Raw genomic sequence first — 20,349 nt, 5'->3', positions numbered from 1 at the left:
TGGACGTGTACGTGATCGGCGTTTCTGTGCAGGGCCAGACCCGTTGGTTTTGTACCCCGAATCGGTGGGCCGTACCCTAACGCTCGCATGGGAGCACCGGCCGACGATGTCGTTCCGCCACGCCGCCATGTCCGAGTGCAGCGCCAGCCGTCACGCGGCGCGCCGAGACAACTGGCACCAGCCGCGCTTGCCCGCTCGGGGCCGGCGACTGACCGGTCTGTCTCCGTCTTCCCCGGAACGACGCGGGACACGGGGAGAACACGCCGGTCCATCGACGCGAGCACTGGACCGATCGGGAAAAAGAAAGAGGCGGCACCAGTTGGGGGGAACAGGTGCCGCCAGGACAACGAAGGATTGGGGGGAATCCGTGAATCGCTGCCATCGGGAACGAGCCCGACTGGATTGAGTGTACCCCATCAGACACAGTTCGCACGACATCATTTCGCCGAACGATCGATGCCATGCCGCAGCGGTGCCGGGCGGGATTCGCGCGCGGTCCGCGGCCGTCCGCCGAGCGCCCCCGCGGGCTCCGTGACGCCCGCGTTAGGCTCGGACGGAAGCTCGCAACGAGGCGAAAGGACGCGCAATGACGGCAGAGGCCCGTTCGACCGATTTCCACGACGGCGGAGGCGCATCCGCTGCGACCGCCGATGCGCCCGGCCACGCCCTGTACAAGGAGGCCGCCGCAGACCGGCTCGGCTTCTGGGCGGAGCAGGCTCGATCGCTCCTCGACTGGCGGAGCGCCTTCACGCAGACGCTCGACTTCTCGGACGCGCCCGTCGCGCGCTGGTTCGCCGACGGGACGCTCAACGTCGCCGAGAACTGCCTCGACCGCCACGTCCGTGCGGGGCTCGGCGACCGCGTCGCCATCCACTTCGAGGGAGCTCGCGGCGACCGTCAGACGATCACCTACGCCCAATTGACCGCCTCCGTGCAGCGCGCAGCGAACATGCTCCTCGACCTCGGCGTGCGCGCCGGCGACCGCGTGGTCATCTATCTCCCCTTGATCCCGGAGGCGGTGGTCGCCATGCTCGCCGTGGCGCGGATCGGCGCGATCCATTCGGTCGTCTTTGGAGGATTCAGCGCGGAGAGTCTGCGCGCGCGAATCGAGGACGCCCAGGCGACCCTCGTCATCACTGCCGATGGCGGGTGGCGTCGCGGGCAGGTGTCCGCGTTGAAGCCGGCAGTCGACGAGGCGCTTCGGGGACCGGGCACCGAGAGTGTCAGCCGCGTTATCGTCGTCCGCCGATGCGAGAACGCCGTCGACTGGGACGACGCGCGTGACCTTTGGTGGCACGAGCAGATGGACGCGGCGGCCCCGGAGCATGCGGCACCGGCGTTCCCCGCGGAGCAGCCGCTGTTCATCCTGTACACGTCGGGGACCACGGGGCGCCCGAAAGGCATCGTTCACACATCAGGTGGGTACCTGACGCAGGCCGCATTCACGCACCGAACGGTATTCGACATCCATCCCGAGCGCGACGTGTACTGGTGCACCGCCGACATCGGGTGGATCACCGGGCACTCCTATGTCGTCTACGGTCCACTCGCCAACGGAGCCACGCAGGTCCTGTACGAGGGGACGCCCGATGAGCCGCAGCCAGGGCGCTGGTGGGACATCGTCGACACATACGGAGTCACCGTGCTCTACACGGCGCCGACCGCCGTCCGTGCCGCCATGAAGGCGGGTCGAGCGATACCGGACGCACGCGACCTGTCGACCTTGCGCCTCCTGGGCAGTGTCGGCGAGCCCATCAACCCCGAAGCGTGGCACTGGTACCGCAGCGTGATCGGCCACGACCGGACCCCGATCGTCGATACCTGGTGGCAGACGGAGACCGGGGCGATCATGATCTCCGCACTCCCGGGCGTCACGCAACTGAAGCCGGGGTCTGCCCAGGATCCGCTCCCGGGCATCGTCGCCGAGGTGGTTGACGAAGACGGCCACCCCCTCGAACCGGGCGGCTCCGGCTACCTCACTCTCAGCGAACCCTGGCCGTCCATGGCGCGCGGGATCTGGGGCGATCCCGATCGATTCGTCGAGACCTATTGGGCACGATTCCCCGGACGCTACTTTGCCGGCGACGGCGCCCGAATCGACGACGAGGGCGACATCTGGGTGCTCGGACGCGTCGATGACGTCATGAACGTCTCCGGTCACCGACTCTCGACGGCGGAGATCGAATCCGCGCTTGTCGAACACGTGGGCGTCGCCGAGGCCGCGGTCGTCGGTGCTGCTGACGACACCACCGGTCAGGCGGTCCACGCGTTCGTCATCATGACGGCAGAGGGGTCGGCCGGCCTCGATCGTGCGGCGATGAGCACGACGCTCCGCGACTGGGTGGGGCAGCGGATCGGTGCCATCGCGAAGCCCAAGTCGGTCGTGATCGTGCCCGAACTGCCGAAGACACGCTCGGGCAAGATCATGCGCCGCCTGCTGCGCGACCTCGCCGAGGGGCGGAGCGTCGGGGACACCACGACGCTCGCCGACCCCACGGTCATGGACCAGATCGCCGCGGCGATGTGATCGCGGCGGCCCGTTCCAACGCGGCTGCTGCTACTCCGCGCTGACGCCGAACACGACCTCGACCTCGACGGGGGCGTCGAGCGGGAGGCTCGCCACTCCGACCGCGCTGCGCGCATGAGCACCAGCGTCGCCGAAGACGGCTCCGAGCACCTCCGACGCGCCGTTGATGACCGCCGGCTGCCCGGTGAACCCGGGGTCGGAGGCAACGAACCCCGTGACCTTCACCACCCGTTCGATCCGATCGACGGAGCCGAGGAGCTGTGCCGCTGCGGCGATCGCATTCAACGCGCACTGCCGCGCGAGCGCAGTGGCGTCCTCCGCTGCGACTGCCGCGCCGACCTTGCCGGTCGTGGGCAGCGAGCCGTCCACGAACGGGAGCTGGCCCGACGTGAAGACCTGATCGCCCCAGCGGACCGCGGGGACGTAGGCGGCGACTGGTGCGGCGACGGCCGGGAGGCTCACCCCAAGTTCCCGAAGCCGGCTCGACACCGTCACGCGTCGGCCTTCGGACGCTTCAGATAGGCGACGAGTCCGCCCTCCGGACCCTGAACGACCTGCACGAGCTCCCACCCGTCAGCGCCGAAATTGTTCAGGATCGCGGTGGTGTTGTGGATGATCAGCGGGGTGGTCAGGTACTCCCAGCGCATGGGGCTCCTTGTCAGGTGGCGGGTCGGGGGCATCATCTAGGCTGCATCCTATGTCTGCCCAGAAGACGTCTGCCTCCGGGCGCAAGCCCGCTACCGCAGCCGGCGCCTTCCTCGGCTTCATCGGCTTCAGCGTGCTCGCAGGTCTGCTGATCGCTGTCGGTGTCACGCCTGGAATCGCTGTCGCCGGAGTCACGACGACCTCCACCATCGGCGTGTTCGAATCGCTGCCCGAGTACATCACGATCGGCGACCTGCCGCAGCGCAACGAGCTGTACGGCTACCAGGACGGCAAGCCGGTGCAGTTCGCGACGATCTACGACCAGAACCGCGAAGAGCTGCAGTACAACCAGATCAGCGACCAACTGAAGCACGCTGCGGTCGACGGCGAGGACCGCCGCTTCTGGGAGCACGGCGGGGTCGACGTCCCGTCGATCATTCGCGCCGCTGTGGGCAGCGCAGCCGGCGGTGCGCTCGGCGACTCGGGCGGCGCTTCGACCCTCACCATGCAGCTCGTGCGCAACATCAAGATGCAACAGGCGCTTGAGCTTCCCACGCAGAAAGAGCAGATCGCTGCGTATAACGCGGCGACCCAGCAGTCGATCGGCCGCAAGCTCGAAGAGATGAAGCTCGCGATCGGCCTTGCGAAGAAGTACTCGAAGACCGAGATCCTGACCGCCTACTTGAACATCGCCTACTTCGGCGACAACACGTACGGTGTCGAGGCAGCCGCGCAGCACTACTACGGCAAGGACGCGTCGAACCTCACACCGGAAGAAGCGGCGTCCATCATCGCGATCGTGCAGTCGCCGAACCAGCGGAACCTCTCGGACCCGAAGTTCTACGCCGCGAACAAGGCGCGCCGCGACGTGATCCTCAAGTCGATGGCGAGCGCCGGTGACATCACGCCGGCACAGCTGCAGCAGTCGCTCGCAACGGATCCCTCGCAGTACGTGCACCTCACGCCGCCGACGCAGGGCTGCGATGCGACGAGCGCGACTGGCGCACAGTTCTTCTGCGAGTACGCGATCGACATCGTCAAGTCCCTTCCCCAGCTCGGAGCAACGCAGAAAGACCGCGACGCCGCTTGGCGGACCGGCGGCTACAAGATTCAGACCAGCCTGAACCTCGATTTGAACGCCCAGCAGAAGGCGCTCATCGACTCGTACGCGCCGAACACGGAGCAGCGCCTTGCGCTCGGTGGCGTCATCGACTCCGTCGAGGCTGGTACCGGCCGGATCCTCACGATGGCGCAGAACAAGAATTACAACCAGTTGCCGTCCTGCACGGCGGCGGGCGCCGACCCGAACGCCTGTGCCCAGACAACGGACACGAGCATCAACTACTCGACCGATTCGCAGTACGGCGGCTCGATCGGATTCCAGACCGGCTCGACGTACAAACTGTTCACCCTGCTCGAGTGGCTGCAGCAGGGGCACGGGCTCTACGAGACCGTGAATGCCACGCCCCGCGCGTTCACGAGCTACACCGCCTGTTCGACCAAGGTGAACGTGAACTACACGCCGAAGAACGATGAGGGCTCCGAGAGCGGGAACCGCACGGTCCTGAGCTCCACTGCCGCGTCGATCAACGTGGCCTACATGGCGATGGCGCAGCAGCTCGACTACTGCAAGATCCGATCCGTCGCCGAGAAGCTCGGGGTGCATCTCGGCGAGCCGCGGACCGCGAACGCGAGCAACTTCGACAAGAGCGGCGAGAAGACGACCACGGCTCCCCAGGTGAACGCCTCGTCGATTCTCGGCACCAACAACATCGCACCGCTCACGATGGCCGCCGCCTACGCGGGGGTCGCCAACAACGGCGTGTTCTGCGAGCCGATCGCGATCGACAGCATCACGGGCCCGAACGGCGAAAGCCTCGGGGGGCAGAAGCAGAACTGCACGAAAGCCGTCGACCCGGCGATCGCGCAGACCGCGGTGTATGCGCTCAAGAGCGTGCTCAACTACGGGACAGCAGCCGGCGGTGCCACGTACGACGGTTACGGGCAGGACGAGTTCGCGAAAACGGGAACGACCGACAACGCAGACCAGATCTGGCTCATCGGCGGCACAGACAAGGTGGTCACGGCGACCTGGATGGGCAACACCGACGGACGAACGATCAGTCTTCGCCAGTACGGCGGCCCATACGGCTACTACGCCGGGTCGCGCGCGTCGCTCTGGCGAAAGGCGCAGACGATCGTGAACACCCGCTACAAGGCCACGCCGTTCCCGACGCCCACCGCGAAGGAGATCAACGGCAACTCGATCGCTGTTCCCGACGTGTCCGGGCAGACCGTCGCCCAGGCCGAGGCCACACTCAGCGCCGATGGCTTCACGCCCGTGAACGGCGGCACCCAGCCCGGTTCGGCACCGGCCGGAACCGTGACGTCGACAGCGCCGACTGCCGGCATGAGGCTCTCGCAGGGCGCTTCGGTCACCGTGTACGCAAGCGATGGCAGCCAGGTGCAGGTGCCGAACGAGGTCGGCAAGTCCGTCGCCGATGCGAAATCGGACCTCGCCACACAGGGCTACACCAACGTGCAGGTCAGCCAGACGTTCCAACCCGGACCGGCCGCGCAACAGTGCTCGGTCGTCGCGATGAGCCCTGCCGCCGGCACGACGGCCCCCACGAGCACATCGATCACCCTCACGCTCTCCGGTAAGAAGGACGGCACCGACCCGGGGAACTGTCAGTGAGCGCGGCCGCACGGACCACCGGTGGTCTGGCAACCGGCGCCGCCATCGTGGGTCTCGGTGTCGCTGCATGGGGCATCGCTGTCGAACGCCGACGGTTCCAGATCCGGTGGGAGACCGTTCCCGTTCTCGCGCCAGGCTCGCGCGACATCGTGGTGTTGCACCTGTCCGACATCCACATGGCACCCTGGCAGACCGACAAGCAGCAGTGGCTGCGCGATCTCAGCCTCGTGGAGCCCGACTTCATCGTGAACACCGGGGACAGCCTGGGGCACCCGACGGCGAACGCCGCGGTGGAGTATGCACTCGAGCCGTTCCGCGGCATCCCCGGTGCCTTCGTCTACGGATCAAATGACTACTTCGCCCCGCGGCCACGCAATCCGCTCGCCTATCTCACCGGGCCGTCCTCGCACGGATCCGAGAAGCGGCCTGCCGGTCTCGACGTCGAGCGACAGACCGCCTTCTTCGAAAGCTTGGGGTGGCTCGACTGCAATAATCGAGCCCACGCCGTTGAGGTGCGCGGGTCCCGCATCGAACTCCTCGGCACCGCAGACGGCCACCGCGGCTGGGATGACCTCGGCGCACTGGCCCGGAGCCGACAGGCAATGCGCGACCAGGTCGCGTGGAGCGACGACTCATCGGGTGCGCCAGTGCGTATCGGTGTCACACACGCGCCGTATCGGCGGATTCTGAATGCATTCGTCGACGACCGAGCCGCGCTCGTCTTCGCCGGCCACACGCACGGAGGTCAGGTCGCGATCCCGGGGATCGGCGCACTCGTCACGAACTGCGACCTTCCCCGTGCCTATGCGAGCGGCCTGCACACGTGGCGCCACAATGGGTCCTCCACCCAGCTCGAGGTGTCGGCTGGCCTCGGGACGTCGATCTACGCGCCCGTTCGATTCGCCTGCCGCCCGGAGGCAGTCGTCGTGACCCTCACCGCCCGTACGGACGAACCCGAAGGCTGACCCCTCTGCTGAAATGGATCGCCGGAAACGACGAATGGCGCATCCATACGGATGCGCCATTCCCACTGGTCGGGGTGACAGGATTTGAACCTGCGACCTCCTCGTCCCGAACGAGGCGCGCTACCAAGCTGCGCCACACCCCGTGGCCGTCACTTCGTGCGAAGCAACCCGAGCAGTCTATCCGATGATCGAGGTCGCTTCCGACCACCCGCACTAATGGTACGGCGGCCGACCGGTGCCGCCACGTTCAGCGGACCATGGCCTCCTGGGTGGCGCCGACCAATCGACCGCTCCGCTGGAGCTGCATCACGACGTCGAGTGCCTGCCGCCGGTACCGCGACTGGGCCGCACCCGGTGCGACGATAATTCCGTCCGCGCCGGTCGACGCGAGCAGCGCGTTCAGTTTCGATGCGACGGCGTCTGCATCGCCGTATGCCTGCCGGGCGGTCCTCGCCTCGATGAACCGGCGCTCGAGGTCGTTGAACTCGTAGGCACGAGCCTCGTCCATGGAGACCGGCTCCGGCTTGGCACCCTGCCGCATCCGGATGAACGAGATCATCCCGGGCGCGGACTGCTCGTCGACGACCGCCGGATCCTCGTCGGTCACAACCTGAACGCCGATGAGCGCGCGGGGAGCCTCGAGGAAACGTGACGGACGGAACGACGCTCGATAGAGCTCGAGCGCCGCCTCGGTGTTGTCGGACGCGAAGTGATGGGCGAACGCGAAGGAGACGCCGAGCGCGCCGGCGACCTGCGCGCTGTAGCCGGACGACCCGAGGAGCCAAAGCTCCGGCGCGTCGCCGAACCCCGGGACGGCCCGGATCCGCGCGAGGGGGCTGGACGGTTCCATCCCATTGAAGAAGCCGATCAGCTCCGCGAGCCGCTCCGGAAAATCGTCGACGTCCATGCGATCGGTGCGGCGCAGCGCCATCGCGGTCAGCCCGTCAGTCCCCGGAGCGCGACCGAGACCGAGATCGATCCGGTCACCGTAGAGCGCTCGAAGCGTGCCGAATTGCTCTGCCACAGCCAACGGGGCATGGTTCGGGAGCATCACACCCCCGCTTCCGATCCGGATGGTGCTCGTTGCTGCTCCGATCGCGGCGAGCAACACGGCCGGAGCGGACGACGTGATTCCGGGCATGCCGTGGTGCTCAGCGACCCAGAATCGTTCATACCCCAGGCGCTCCGCCTCGACGGCGTTCGCGATGCTGTTGCGCAGTGCATCGGCGTTGGTCTGGCCGTATTCACGCGTCGCGAGATCGAGCACGGAGAGATGGACGGGGCTGGCAGCGGTCATGCCACATCCAACCGCCATCCGCGCACCAGGATTCCCGACACACGCCGCCGCTATTCGCTGGCGACGCGATCCGGCTCATCGGACAGGACACCCCGCGATTCGGCGAGATAGCAGGACGCGCAGAGCGACTCGTATTCAACCGCAACGCCGTCGATCGCGACCTGCGAGCCGTCGAACACGAAGGACCCGTCGATTTTCCGAGCATTGAACACGGCCTTTCGACCGCAACGACAGATCGTCTTCAGCTCCTCAAGGGAATGGGCGATCTCGAGCAGCCGACGGGAACCGGGGAACGCTCGTGTGCGGAAATCGGTCCGAATCCCGTATGCCAATACCGGGATGTCATCGAGGACTGCGATCCGCAGGAGATCGTCGACCTGCGCAGGAGTCAGAAACTGCGCCTCATCGACGAGGAGGCATCGGACCGGACGCGCCATCCCATCGAGTTGACGCGCCTCCGGATCGAGTGCTTGCGCGGACTGCAGAAGCGCGCGGACGTCGTCGTCCGCCGCGAGCGAGAGGTCCACGGGACGTGTCACACCGAGTCGGGACACCACGGCGTCATCACCCTTCGTATCGACGCTCGGCTTTGCAAGGAGCACGCGCTGCCCGCGTTCCTCGTAGTTGAACGCCGCCTGCAAGAGCGCAGTGCTCTTGCCGCTATTCATTGCGCCGTAGCGAAAATACAATTTCGCCATCAGCCGACCGTCATTGCAGATAGCCGTCTTCGGCGGCGCGACGAATCAGATCCGATTTCTTGGAAGCCGGCCGCCCAACTTTGCCGTATTTCTCGCGAACCCTGCGCAGATATGTCTTCGCTGTCTCGTACTGCACATTCATTCGCGCCGCGACTTCGTTCGTCGAGAAGCCGGAGACGTAGAGCTTCAGCGCTTCTTCCTCGCCGTGGCTCAGCTTCGGACGCTGATGCGGGGTTGCACCGGTCGGCAAGGGTCGCCAATCGCGTGGCGGAAGCGCCTCACGGGCCACGCCCATCACCTGCCGCGCAACGTCCATGACCTCGCGCATCGGCAGCGACTTCGGGAGGAACGCGGCTGCGCCAGCCTGCAGGGCGCGTTCCCGGGACTCCCGCGTGTCGACGCTCGAGAGGACGATGACCTTCGCTCCGGCAGCCCGACAGGTGCGCACCCGCGCTTCAATCGACACCGGCTCACGGAGTTGGAAGTCGAGGAACACAAGGTCGGTCGGGAAGCTGCTGCTGTGCACCATCTCGAGCCAAGTATGGGCCGTGAGCGCCAGATCGAAGTCGAAGGCGTTCACTGCGATCCAGCTCGACAGACTGTCGAGCAGCACCTCGTGATCATCGAGAATGGCCAGCCGCACGCGCCGCGGTGCGGATGCAGGAAGCGCGGAGTCCTCGTCCGACAGCCTGCTCGGGTCAACGCTGGTCATAGGCGAATCTTAGTGCGAGATTGGAGTTGCTGACCGCTATCCGGAGGCTCGGGAACGTCATTCGAAGTACCGCAAGATAGGGATTCAGCATTCCCCGAATATCCGATTCCTGGCCCGCGATCTGCGCGTGAATGCGCATTTCGGACCGGTTCCGTGCCTCCTGATCGACGCGGCGGACTGAGACGGCGATTCCAGCCGGATCCACGGAAGCCGAAGCGATCAGCGCCCGGAGCGTGGCGCGGACAACGGCGCGCTCGTCCGCGCTCATCGTGCGCGCCAGCGCGTCCGGATCATCGATCGTGTCGGCGTTGCCTCCGGCCACGAATACTGCGTGCTGCAACCAGGTCCGGTCGGCATCCTCGACCATGACCGATCGGATGCCGTCCGCGATCGCTCGTGCCCGTTCCGCATCCTCCGCCGATGCAGCGCCCTGGCGGACGAGACGCTCGAAAAACGGGGCGACATCGCGCGCGAGGATCACGGCTCGGTCCGCCTGGACGGTGCGCGTGATGCCATCCCGGTCCGCGCGCTCGATCGAATACGACTGCGCGCGGATCTGCACCCGCGCGGCGAGTTGCACGAAGGTCATCGAGAACGCGGCGCTCGCCAGCGTCGCGATGAGCGTCGGACCGGCCGCAAGGAGCGCCACCACGGTCGGCGGGACACCAACGGGGAACCGCGCGTCGGCGACCGCCCAGCAGCAGACGCACAGGGCGGCCAAAGCACTGCCGGCGATGACGAGCTCGGACCATGGGCGATATGGCGCGATCACGAGGATTCCGACAGCGCAGACGAGCGGCATGAAGTCGTTCAACGCGTTCCGATCCGGACCCCATTGGGCGGCGACACTCCCAACCGTCGCCACCGCGAGCAGCGCGACGTAGGCGACGAAGGCACCTCTGGACACTGGAGCACGCGCCGGATCCGTGATTCTCGCAAGAAGCAGCGCCGCCACGAGGAGCAGTCCGACCGTCAGGATGCTGAGCGCCGGGCTCCCCGGGACATCACGGCCCCAGATCGACTGCACTGCAGACCACACGACCCACGCGATGCTGACCGCGATCGTGAACGGGCGAACGCGATAGGCGCCGAGCGGGTCGTATCGCTGCACCGATGCCAGCTCGACGCGGGGTGTGTCCGACGCGCGGCGGTTCGGGCTCATTGCGACCCTCCGAGCGCGCCGACCGCTTCCTGCGCGCTCCGCGGCACCGTCAGCATGATGCTCGTGCCGCTTCCAGGAGCGGACCAGATTCGCACCTCCCCGCCGACGCGCGCGATGCGCTGCCGCACCGACGTGCGCAGACCGAGCCGGTCCTCCCGCGTGGTCCGCTCGTCGAACCCGCGGCCGTCGTCGACGACCATCACTGTGCAGCGCTGCCCGTCGACGAACACGCTCACCTCTGCCTGGTTCGTCGCCGCGTGCTTGCGCACGTTCGCAAGGCACTGACCGACCGCTCCGGTGAGCGCGGCGGTGACCTCCGGCTCGAGGGTGCCGAGCACGGCGAGATCCCCGGAAACCGTGATCGCAAGATCGGCACTTCGGCTGGACTCGATCATCGTGAGGAACGGATGCGAGTCCGGCGTCGGTTCGGGCTCCCAGGCATGTCGCAGCCATTCACGGCGATCGAGCATCGCAACGTCGTCGCGGAGCATGCGGGCGAGCTCCGGATCGAGCGTTCCCGGCGGCGCGAGGGCGATGGCGCTGAGGTGATTGAGGACCGTGTCGTGGACGATCGCGGCAGCCTCCATCTCGATCTCCTGTCGCACCTGCCACATCTGCTCATCGCGCGCGGCGAGCAGCAGCTCTGGTTGCACGAGCTGGGCGCGTCGACTCCGGCGAGTGCCCGCCGCGATCATGCCGACGACGAACCCCAGTGCAATGACGGAGAGCACGGCGGGGCGGTAGGCACCGCCGGCGAGTGCCGCGCCGATGATCGTCGCAGCGCGCCCCACTGCGAAACCGAGGAGCGACCAGCCGATCACGCGAGCCGCCCCGGCCTGCTCTCCGCCCACCAGGATGAGCGGAATGATCGCGAGCGAGACGAGGAACGATCCGACGTAGCCGAGCATGGCGAGGTCGCGCTGGATGGCGAACGCGACCCAACCCGAGCCGACGCCGCCGACGAGCAGGAACAGACCCGCTGTCCACCTCGTGCTCCATCTGATGTGGGCGGCGGCGGCGCCGAGCGAGCATATGAGCGCGAGGATCGGTGCGACGACATGGATGCCCGGAATCCACGCGCCGCATACGAGGAGCACCGCGATCGCGAGCACGAGCGCGGCGACCGCTCCGGTGTGGAACGCGCGGATCAGCGACCAGGCACTCACGCGCGGCGCGAGGTGCGTGGGAATGCCGAGCACGCGATCGTCCTTTCCGCGGACGGCTCTGCTGCGGCACCGTCCGACCAGGTGGTGTACCCCTTGAGAAGGTCGGTGCACCGCCGATCTGAATAGTACCGGGCGCTCGCCGCTCTGGTTTGTACCCCAATCGGGTCAGGCGATCGGGTCGGGCGATCGGGGCGGATGCGGTGTCAGAAGAGCGAGGGTTGTTCCAACGAACGACGGGCCGGCGCGTGCCCCACCAACAGCGAACCGGTTGCCGGATCTGTTCGCCCAACGGGCAAGCCGAACTCGCGCAGAATCGGATGAACCCGATCGCGCAGCCACGACCGGTAGGCGGTGGGCGCATACGCCCCTCCGGCGTACATCGAGCGGTAGCGCGGGACGAGATCGGGGTTCGTGCGCTGGAGCCACGCCATGAACCACTCCTTCACGCCGGGTTTCAGGAACAGCGCCGAGTGCAGGAGACTCGTCGCCCCCGCGGCTGCGACGCGCTCGATCGCCGAGCGCAGATGCTCGCGCGTGTCCGTGAGATAGGGCAGCACTGGCATGAGGAACACGGAGCAGTCGAGCCCCGCTGCGCGCACCGCGGCGACGGTCGCGAGTCGCGCCTCCGTCGACGGGGTTCCGGGCTCGGTGAGTTCCTGCAGGGCCTCGTCGTAGATCGCGATGGACAGGGCGACTCCGACCGGAACGCGCTGTGCCGCCGCGACGAGCTCGGGGATGTCGCGTCGCAGCAGCGTTCCTTTGGTCAGGAGACTCATCGGGGTCCCGGAGTCGGCGAGCGCGCGGATGATGCCGGGCATCAGCCGATAGCGCCCCTCGGCCCGCTGATACGGGTCGGTATTCGTGCCGAGTGAAACGGGGTCTCGATGCCAGGACGCCCGGTGCAGCTCGGTGCGGAGCACGTCGGCGACGTTCGTCTTGACGACGATCTGGCGGTCGAAGTCCGCGCCGCCGTCGAACTCGAGGTACTGGTGCGTCGGGCGGGCGAAGCAATACACGCACGCGTGCGAACAGCCCCGGTACGGGTTGATGGTCCAGCCCCAGACACTGCCATCACGCCCCGGGACCCTGTTGAGCGCCGACTTCGCGGCGATCTCGTGAAACGTGATGCCGGCGAACTCTGGCGTGGACACCGATCGAATCAGACCGGCTGGCCCGGTGAGCCCCGGAAGCGCGTCAGCGCGCTCGTGACCGAGCGTCTGACCGTCCCATCGCATGCAGCTATTCGAACATGTGTTCGACTAACACGTCAACACGCCACGCGGTGACACCGCGACCGTGAAGCTCTAGCGCTCATCCGACACGCGGCGACCGCGCCATCAGTGGTGGAGGCCGAGCACCCTTGCTGTGCGTTCAAGCGTCCGGTCGGCGAGCTTGGGATCGTCGCTGAGCTGCTGTCCGTACGTCGGGATCATTTCCTGCACGGTCGAGATCCATCGCGACCACTCGCCGGGGAAGCACCGCTCCAGCAGGTTCAGCATGATCGGCACGGCGGTCGACGCCCCAGGCGACGCCCCGAGGAGACCGGCGATCGAGCCGTCCGCAGACGCGACGACCTCGGTTCCGAACTGCAGCGAACCGGCACGACCTCCGTCCGTGGGCTTGATGACCTGGACACGCTGACCGGCGATGATCTTGTGCCAGTCTTCCGGACGGGCGGCGGGCATGAACTCCTGCAGCGCGGCGAACTTCGTCTTCTTGGAAGCGGCGAGCTGCCCGACGAGGTATTTGACGAGATCGAAGTTCGAGAACGCGACGCTGAGCAGCGGCCGAATGTTGTGCAGGCGAATGGACCGGAACAGGTCGAGCACGGACCCGTTCTTCAGGAACTTCGGGCTGAAGCCCGCATAGGGGCCGAACATGAGCGACGCGTTGCCGTCGACGATGCGCGTGTCGAGGTGCGGCACGGACATGGGAGGCGCGCCCACGCTGGCCTTGCCGTACACCTTGGCCGAGTGCTTGACCACGACCTCGGGGTCGTCGGTGCGGAGGAATTCGCCCGACACCGGGAAGCCGCCGTACCCCCGGATCTCCGGAATGCCGGAGTTCTGCAGCAGGTGCAACGCACCGCCACCCGCGCCGACAAAGACGAAGCGTGCAGCGATGCGCTCTCGCGACTGCCCGACCTCGTTCTTGACGAGGATGTTCCACGTGCCGTCCTGGCGGCGGCGGAGGCTTTTCACGACGTGGTTCGGCTCGAAGACGACGCCGTCGCGAACGAGCCCGTTGAGGAGTTGCCGGGTGAGCGACCCGAAGTCGACGTCCGATCCCGCCGCGGAATACGTCGCCGCGATGGGCTGATCCTTTCGGCGTCCTGGGATGAGCGCGGGTGCCCACTTGCGGATCGTTGCCGCGGAGTCGCTGTACTGCAGTCCGGCGAAGAGCGGATGGTCTTTCATTGCCTCGTACCGGCGACGCATGTACTCGACGTTGTCCGCGCCCCACACGAAGCTGATGTGCGGCGTCGGGTTGATGAACGTCGTCGGCTCGGCGAGCTGACCGGTCTCGACCAGGTGGGCCCAGAACTGTCGGGAGACCTGGAACTGCTCGTTGACCGTGACCGCCTTGGCGATGTCAACGCGACCGTCGGGCAGCTGCGGGGTGTAGTTGAGTTCGCAGAGGGCGGAGTGGCCGGTTCCGGCGTTGTTCCAGGGGTTCGATGATTCTTCGGCGATCGAGTTGAGGCGTTCGAAGATCTTGATGGTCCAGGTGGGTTCCAGCCGGTGGATGAGCGCTCCGAGCGTTGCGCTCATGATTCCGCCGCCGATGAGCACGACGTCCAACGGCTGCACTGACTTCTCTGCCACGCGACGATCCTACAAGCGACCGAGGACAGCCAGCCGCCTGCGCCGGTTCAGGCGTGGACGGGGCGACGTGCCAGCAGGGCTTCGGCGATCTGCACCGCGTTCAGCGCCGCGCCTTTTCGCAGGTTGTCGTTGCTGACGAAGAACGCGAGACCGTGTCCGTCCGGGGCGGACTGGTCGGCGCGGATGCGCCCCACATAGGTCGGGTCGTTCCCCGCGGCGCCGAGCGGGGTCGGAACGTCGCGGAGCTCGACGCCGGGCGCCCCTGCAAGGACGGCTGCGGCACGCTCGGGCGTCAGTGGCCGATCGAATTCCGCGTTCACGGCGATGGAGTGGCCGGTGAACACCGGGACACGCACGCAGGTGCCTGCGACGAGCAGTTCGGGAAGCCCGAGGATCTTGCGACTCTCATTCCGGAGCTTCTTCTCCTCGTCGGTCTCGCCGAGGCCGTCCTCGACGATGCTGCCGGCGAGCGGCACGACGTCGAACGCGATGGGTGCGACGTACTTCTTCGGTTCGGGGAACACGACCGCTGCCCCGTCGTGGGTCAGCGCCGCGACGTCTTGCGAGACGGCAGCCCGCGCTTGTTCGAGGAGCTCTTCGACGCCGGCAAGGCCGCTCCCGGAGACAGCCTGGTACGTGGTCGCGATCAGGCGCCGGAGCCCGGCCTCCTGGTCGAGGGCGCGGAGCGCTGGCATGATCGCCATGGTCGTGCAGTTCGGGTTGGCGATGATGCCGGCCGGAACCTCGTCGAGCGCGTCCGGATTGACCTCGCTCACGACGAGCGGAACATCGGGGTCCATCCGCCAGGCACTCGAATTGTCGATGACGGTTGCGCCGGCCGCGGCGAACCGTGGCGCGAGTCGCCGCGACGCGTCGGCGCCCGCCGAGAACAGCGCGATGTCGACGCCCGCCGGATCGGCGGTCTCTGCGTCCTCGACGAGGATCTGCTCGCCGCGATACGGAAGCGTGGTGCCGGCCGATCGCGCACTCGCGAAGAAGCGGACGGCGGTGGCGGGAAACTCGCGCTCCTCGAGCAGTCGCCGCATGACAGCGCCGACCTGCCCGGTTGCGCCGACAACGGCGACGGTGCATTCAGACATGGTGGTCTCCTTCCGGGAGCCTGGGTCAGCGCCCGCTGCCGGCGTAGACGACGGCTTGCACGTCGGTGTCGAGCCCGAAGGCGCTGTGCACGACGCGCATCGCCTCGTGCAACTCGTCGGCGCGGGTGACGACGGAGATTCGGATCTCAGACGTGGAGATCATCTCGATGTTGATCGATGCTTCGTGCAGGGCGCGGAACAGTTGCGCGGACACCCCTGCGTTCGTGCGCATGCCTGCGCCGACCAGCGCGAGCTTGCCGATCTGATCGTCGTACTGGATCGCTTCGTAGCCGATGTCGAGCTTCGCCGACTCAAGCGCGGTGAGCACCGTCTGCCCCTGCTCCTTGGGGAGCGTGAACGAGATGTCCGTCCGCCCGGTCGAGGCGGCGGAGACGTTCTGCACGATCATGTCGATGTTCGCGCCGGCCCGCGCGACGATCGTGAAGATCTCTGCCGCCTTGCCGGGCTGGTCGGGAACGCCGACCACGGTGATCTTGCCTTCGGAGAGGTCGCCGGCGATGCCGGTGATGATCGGTTCTTCCACGGTTTCCCCCGCTTCAGGGTTGTAGACGATGGTTCCCTCGTTGTTGTTGAACGAGGACCGGACATGCAGCGTCACACCGTGCCGCCGCGCATACTCGACGGCACGGATGTAAAGGACCTTCGCGCCGGACGCCGCCAGCTCGAGCATTTCCTCGCTCGTGATGCGATCGATTTTCCGGGCGTTGGGAACGACGCGCGGGTCTGCAGAGAAGATGCCGTCGACGTCCGTGTAGATCTCGCACACGTCGGCATCGAGCGCAGCGGCGAGCGCAACGGCGGTCGTGTCCGATCCGCCACGGCCAAGCGTCGTGATCTCGCCGGTGTTGCGATTGAACCCCTGGAAGCCGGCGACGATCGCAACGTGGCCGGCATCGAGGGCTTCGCGAACGCGCTTGGGGGTGACGTCCACGATCCGCGCGCGGCCGTGCTGCGCGTCGGTGAGCATCCCGGCCTGACTGCCGGTGTAGGACGATGCCTCGACCCCGAGACTCTTGATGGCCATGGCGAGCAGCGCCATCGAGATGCGCTCCCCCGCCGTCAGGAGCATGTCGAGCTCACGCCCGGGTGGCAGCGGCGTGACTTTCGCCGCGAGGTCGATGAGCTCGTCGGTGGTGTCCCCCATCGCCGATACGGCGACGACGACGTCGTTGCCCGCCTTCTTCGTCGCGACGATCCGCTTTGCGACGCGCTTGATGCTCTCGGGGTCCGCCACTGACGATCCGCCGAACTTCTGCACGATCAAGGCCACGGGCTCGTACTCCTGGGGTCGCTGCGCGCGGATGCAGCGCGCGTGTCAATGGTAAGCGGTGTTCGGGAAACGTTGCGTGCACGCGTCTGCGACGCAACAATGCACCGATATCACCCCGGGAGGCGCGGGCACGCTGCTGAGATCGTCTCGCCTGTCCAGGCCTCCACCGCCTTGTCGTCAGCTGCCGACCACTCGGCGGCCTTCGAATGCGCGCCCGAGCGTGACCTCGTCGGCGTACTCGAGGTCCCCGCCGACGGGGAGTCCAGACGCGAGACGCGTGACGCGGAGGCCCATCGGCACCAGCAGCCGACTCAGATAGGTGGCTGTCGCCTCCCCCTCGAGGTTGGGGTCGGTGGCGATGATGACCTCGTCGACGGTGCCGTCTGCGAGGCGCGTCATGAGCTGCCGGATTCGGAGGTCATCCGGACCGACACCGTCGATGGGGCTGATCGCACCACCGAGCACGTGATAGAGGCCCCGGAACTCTCGGGTGCGCTCGATTGCCGCGACGTCCTTGGCTTCTTCGACGACGCAGATCACCGCGGGCGAGCGCCGCGGATCACGGCAGATGCTGCATCGCTCGGTTTCGGTGACGTTGCCGCAGACCTCGCAGAAGCGGACGCGCTCTTTCACGGCGGCGAGCAATTCGGACAGGTGCGTGGGGTCGAACGATTCGGTCTGCAGGATGTGGAACGCGATCCGCTGCGCGGACTTCGGCCCGATCCCGGGAAGGCGACCGAACTCGTCGATCAGGTCTTGCACGATTCCGTCGTACATCAGGCTCGCCGCCCGTCATCGAGCGCGGTCTCCTCGATGAACTGCGCACCGAGAATCTCGCGAACCACAGCCTCTCCGTACCGACCTGGAACCGGTGGGCGCTGCACCCGCGGGCCGGACGGGGCCGGCGCGGAGGCGGCAGCCTGGTCGAGCGCGCCGGAGCCGTTCGTAGCGGCGCGGGAGGGCGGCGTGGGTGGCTGCGCCGACCCGGCAGGCTGGGCAGCGGGGGACGCACCTGTTGCCGGACGCGGAGCCCCGACTGCATCGGAGGGGCCTGGGTCGTACGGGTCGTCCTCGAGTGGGTAGTCGTCGATTGGGTAGTCGTCGCGCCGGGCGGGCGGCGCTTCGGCCGATCCAGACACGTCGGAGACAGCGCCTGGGGCAGTGGCGACGGCGTGCTCCGCGGCCGCCTGCTGCGCCGCGGGAGTCACGGGTGACGCGGCAGTCACCGGGGCCGCGGGTGACGTGACCGTCGCTGGCGCATCCGCCGGGGCGGGCGCCGAACCGGTGTCGGGAGCCGTCTCGTCGGCCAGAGGACCCGTCGGGATCACGGCGACCGCCCAATCGGTCACGACGGCCGCGCCGTCGGAGCTGCCAGACGATGAGCGAACCGCCGCGTCTGCGGCGCGAGCCGTCGTCGTGCCCCGAGCCCCGGCGCCAGGCTCAGTGCTCGGGGAATCAGTGCGCGGCGCAACCGACCCGGACGGAACCGCCGCGGGCGCCGCAGCGTTCGACGCCGGCGAGCCAGGGCCCTTGGCAACGAATTTCACGCGAACACCGAGCACGTCGAGGATCGCCGCACGCAAGAGCTCGCTGACATTCGCGCCCGGATCAGAGCGCTCCTTGAACGATGCGACGTCCTGCTGGCTCGGGAAGGTGAGCGTCAGGACGTCCTCGGCGAAGGCGGAAACCTGCGCCGTGACGACAACCGTCCAGGCGGACCGGCGGGCCCGCTGCACATGCTCGACGACTTGCGTCCAGCTGTCCCGGATCTGTTGCAGATCCACGGCACGAATCGGCGACGCCGGCGTCGCACCCTGCGCGGGCACCGCATTGCTCTCCGCGGGAGCCGACGGCGGCACCGCAGGCGCCGATGCTCCGCTCACGGGCGCCGGGTTGCCCGGAGCGGGCGCTGCGTCGACTGCGACAGGTACCGTCCGCTCCGGCTCGCGCGAGTCCGTCCCCGGGGCGGGAGCCGGTGCGACGGGCGTGGATGGAGTCACAGCGGCTGCCGGGGTTCGCACCGGTGCCACGGGTGGTGCTGGGGTCATCGCGCCCGCTGACTGCGCGCCTCCAGCGGATCCCGACGGGGCGTCGACGCCGATCCGGCGCTCCAGACGCTCGACACGCGCCAACGCGCCGCGCTGGGAGTCGTCGCTCTCCGGTACGAGCATGCGCGCGACCATCAGCTCGAGATGGAGGCGCGGCGAGGTCGCACCCGTCATTTCCGTGAGCGAGCGATTGGCGATATCAGCAGCACGGGACAGCGCGACCGCACCGAACACCGCGGCCTGACGGCTCATTGTCGCGAGCTCGTCCGGAGACACCCCGCGGAGCACGGCAGCAGCGCCCTCGTTCGTCGCTGCCACGATGATGAGATCTCGCAGCCGCTCGAGGAGGTCCTCGACGAAGCGCCGCGGGTCCTGCCCGGTTTGAATGACCCGGTCGATCGCGGTGAAGACGGAGGCCGGCTCGCGCACGGCCAGCGCGTCCACGACGTCATCGATCAGCGCGCCATCGGTGTACCCGAGCAGCGCGACGGCCCGGTCGTACGCGATCGACCGCTCCTCGCTCCCGGCCATGAGCTGATCAAGGAGGGACAACGTGTCGCGGACCGAGCCGCCGCCAGCGCGGACGACGAGCGGGAGAACCCCGGGAGCCACGGTCACGGACTCCTGCTCGCAGAGCTCCTCGACGTACTGCAGCATCGTCGCCGGCGGCACGAGGCGGAACGGGTAGTGATGGGTTCGGGAGCGGATCGTCCCGATGACTTTCTCGGGCTCGGTCGTGGCGAAGACGAACTTGACGTGCTCCGGCGGCTCTTCGACAAGCTTCAGCAACGCGTTGAACCCCTGAGGGGTCACCATGTGCGCCTCATCGAGGATGAAGATCTTGTAGCGGTCACGGGCCGGAGCGAAGATCGCGCGATCACGAAGGTCACGCGCGTCATCGACGCCGTTATGGCTCGCCGCGTCGATCTCGATCACGTCGAGCGAACCGCCGCCGTCGCGGGCCAGTTCGACGCAGCTCGGGCAGACACCGCACGGGGTGTCGGTCGGCCCTTCCGCGCAGTTGAGGCAGCGGGCGAGGATTCGCGCGGAGGTCGTCTTGCCGCACCCGCGGGGTCCGCTGAAGAGATATGCGTGGTTGACACGGTTCGTCCGCAGCGCAGTGCGCAGCGGTTCGGTCACCTGCGACTGGCCGATGAGCTCGGCGAAGGTCTCAGGCCGATAACGGCGATAGAGGGCGGTGACCACGCGACAAGG

16 protein-coding genes and 1 tRNA gene are annotated in these 20,349 nt (G+C 67.5%); 3 read left to right on the top strand and 14 right to left on the bottom strand.

What is annotated here, in order from left to right; all coding sequences use genetic code 11:
* Positions 1 to 586: 586 nt before the first annotated feature.
* Positions 587 to 2,527, top strand: a complete 1,941-nt coding sequence (acs, locus tag CAM01S_RS11995; RefSeq protein ID WP_066521884.1) for an acetate--CoA ligase — start codon at positions 587 to 589, stop codon at positions 2,525 to 2,527.
* Between the two features lie 30 nt (positions 2,528 to 2,557).
* Here acs and CAM01S_RS11990 read toward each other — a convergent pair whose 3' ends face one another.
* A complete protein-coding gene (locus CAM01S_RS11990) occupies positions 2,558 to 3,022 on the bottom strand; it encodes a RidA family protein (RefSeq protein WP_066521881.1) in 465 nt (154 codons plus the stop codon).
* Complete coding sequence (gene sp36 / locus CAM01S_RS14865) at positions 3,019 to 3,174, bottom strand: Sp36 family protein (protein WP_169795872.1); 156 nt, start codon at positions 3,172 to 3,174, stop codon at positions 3,019 to 3,021. Before sp36 ends, CAM01S_RS11990 begins: the two co-directional genes overlap by 4 nt.
* Positions 3,175 to 3,224: 50 nt before the next feature.
* Between sp36 and CAM01S_RS11980 the strand changes: the two genes are divergently transcribed.
* Together CAM01S_RS11980 and CAM01S_RS11975 are read left to right on the top strand one after the other, a co-directional pair.
* The gene (locus CAM01S_RS11980) at positions 3,225 to 5,870 is read left to right on the top strand and encodes a transglycosylase domain-containing protein (protein WP_066521877.1); all 2,646 of its coding nucleotides are present in this window, start codon (positions 3,225 to 3,227) and stop codon (positions 5,868 to 5,870) included.
* A complete protein-coding gene (locus CAM01S_RS11975; protein ID WP_066521874.1) occupies positions 5,867 to 6,835 on the top strand; it encodes a metallophosphoesterase in 969 nt (322 codons plus the stop codon). Before CAM01S_RS11980 ends, CAM01S_RS11975 begins: the two co-directional genes overlap by 4 nt.
* Before the next feature lie 66 nt (positions 6,836 to 6,901).
* Here the strand turns inward: CAM01S_RS11975 and CAM01S_RS11970 are convergent.
* From CAM01S_RS11970 to CAM01S_RS11915, 12 genes are all read right to left on the bottom strand, one after another.
* A tRNA-Pro gene (locus CAM01S_RS11970) sits at positions 6,902 to 6,978 on the bottom strand.
* Positions 6,979 to 7,082: 104 nt separating this feature from the next.
* Positions 7,083 to 8,132 (bottom strand): LLM class flavin-dependent oxidoreductase, encoded by a 1,050-nt coding sequence (locus CAM01S_RS11965; protein ID WP_066521873.1) that lies wholly within the window; start codon positions 8,130 to 8,132, stop codon positions 7,083 to 7,085.
* Between the two features lie 50 nt (positions 8,133 to 8,182).
* The gene (locus CAM01S_RS11960; RefSeq protein ID WP_066521872.1) at positions 8,183 to 8,830 is read right to left on the bottom strand and encodes a thymidine kinase; all 648 of its coding nucleotides are present in this window, start codon (positions 8,828 to 8,830) and stop codon (positions 8,183 to 8,185) included.
* A gap of 10 nt (positions 8,831 to 8,840) precedes the next feature.
* A complete protein-coding gene (locus tag CAM01S_RS11955) occupies positions 8,841 to 9,542 on the bottom strand; it encodes a response regulator (protein WP_245631635.1) in 702 nt (233 codons plus the stop codon).
* Positions 9,529 to 10,704 (bottom strand): hypothetical protein, encoded by a 1,176-nt coding sequence (locus CAM01S_RS11950; RefSeq protein WP_066521869.1) that lies wholly within the window; start codon positions 10,702 to 10,704, stop codon positions 9,529 to 9,531. Before CAM01S_RS11950 ends, CAM01S_RS11955 begins: the two co-directional genes overlap by 14 nt.
* Positions 10,701 to 11,903 carry a sensor histidine kinase gene (locus CAM01S_RS11945; RefSeq protein ID WP_066521864.1) on the bottom strand — a complete coding sequence of 401 codons (1,203 nt, stop codon included), beginning with the start codon at positions 11,901 to 11,903 and terminating at the stop codon, positions 10,701 to 10,703. Before CAM01S_RS11945 ends, CAM01S_RS11950 begins: the two co-directional genes overlap by 4 nt.
* Before the next feature lie 170 nt (positions 11,904 to 12,073).
* On the bottom strand, positions 12,074 to 13,105 hold the full coding sequence (locus CAM01S_RS11940) for an Rv2578c family radical SAM protein (RefSeq protein WP_066521861.1): 1,032 nt from the start codon (positions 13,103 to 13,105) through the stop codon (positions 12,074 to 12,076).
* Positions 13,106 to 13,207: 102 nt separating this feature from the next.
* Positions 13,208 to 14,695 carry a malate:quinone oxidoreductase gene (locus CAM01S_RS11935; protein ID WP_083528002.1) on the bottom strand — a complete coding sequence of 496 codons (1,488 nt, stop codon included), beginning with the start codon at positions 14,693 to 14,695 and terminating at the stop codon, positions 13,208 to 13,210.
* Positions 14,696 to 14,742: 47 nt separating this feature from the next.
* Positions 14,743 to 15,795: an aspartate-semialdehyde dehydrogenase gene (locus CAM01S_RS11930; RefSeq protein ID WP_066521857.1), complete on the bottom strand. Its 1,053-nt coding sequence runs from the start codon at positions 15,793 to 15,795 to the stop codon at positions 14,743 to 14,745.
* A 25-nt stretch (positions 15,796 to 15,820) separates the two neighbouring features.
* Complete coding sequence (locus CAM01S_RS11925) at positions 15,821 to 17,086, bottom strand: aspartate kinase (RefSeq protein ID WP_066521855.1); 1,266 nt, start codon at positions 17,084 to 17,086, stop codon at positions 15,821 to 15,823.
* Positions 17,087 to 17,263: 177 nt separating this feature from the next.
* Positions 17,264 to 17,863, bottom strand: coding sequence for a recombination mediator RecR (gene recR, locus CAM01S_RS11920; RefSeq protein WP_066521850.1), 600 nt, complete (start codon positions 17,861 to 17,863; stop codon positions 17,264 to 17,266).
* Positions 17,863 to 20,340, bottom strand: a complete 2,478-nt coding sequence (locus tag CAM01S_RS11915) for a DNA polymerase III subunit gamma and tau (protein WP_066521845.1) — start codon at positions 20,338 to 20,340, stop codon at positions 17,863 to 17,865. Before CAM01S_RS11915 ends, recR begins: the two co-directional genes overlap by 1 nt.
* Positions 20,341 to 20,349 lie beyond the last annotated feature (9 nt).

Origin of the sequence: Curtobacterium ammoniigenes NBRC 101786, assembly GCF_001571045.1 — a bacterium.
GTDB classification, from domain to species: domain Bacteria; phylum Actinomycetota; class Actinomycetes; order Actinomycetales; family Microbacteriaceae; genus Curtobacterium; species Curtobacterium ammoniigenes.
The sequence above is the reverse complement of the archived record's forward strand: the minus strand, read 5'-3'. Positions and strand labels throughout refer to the sequence as shown.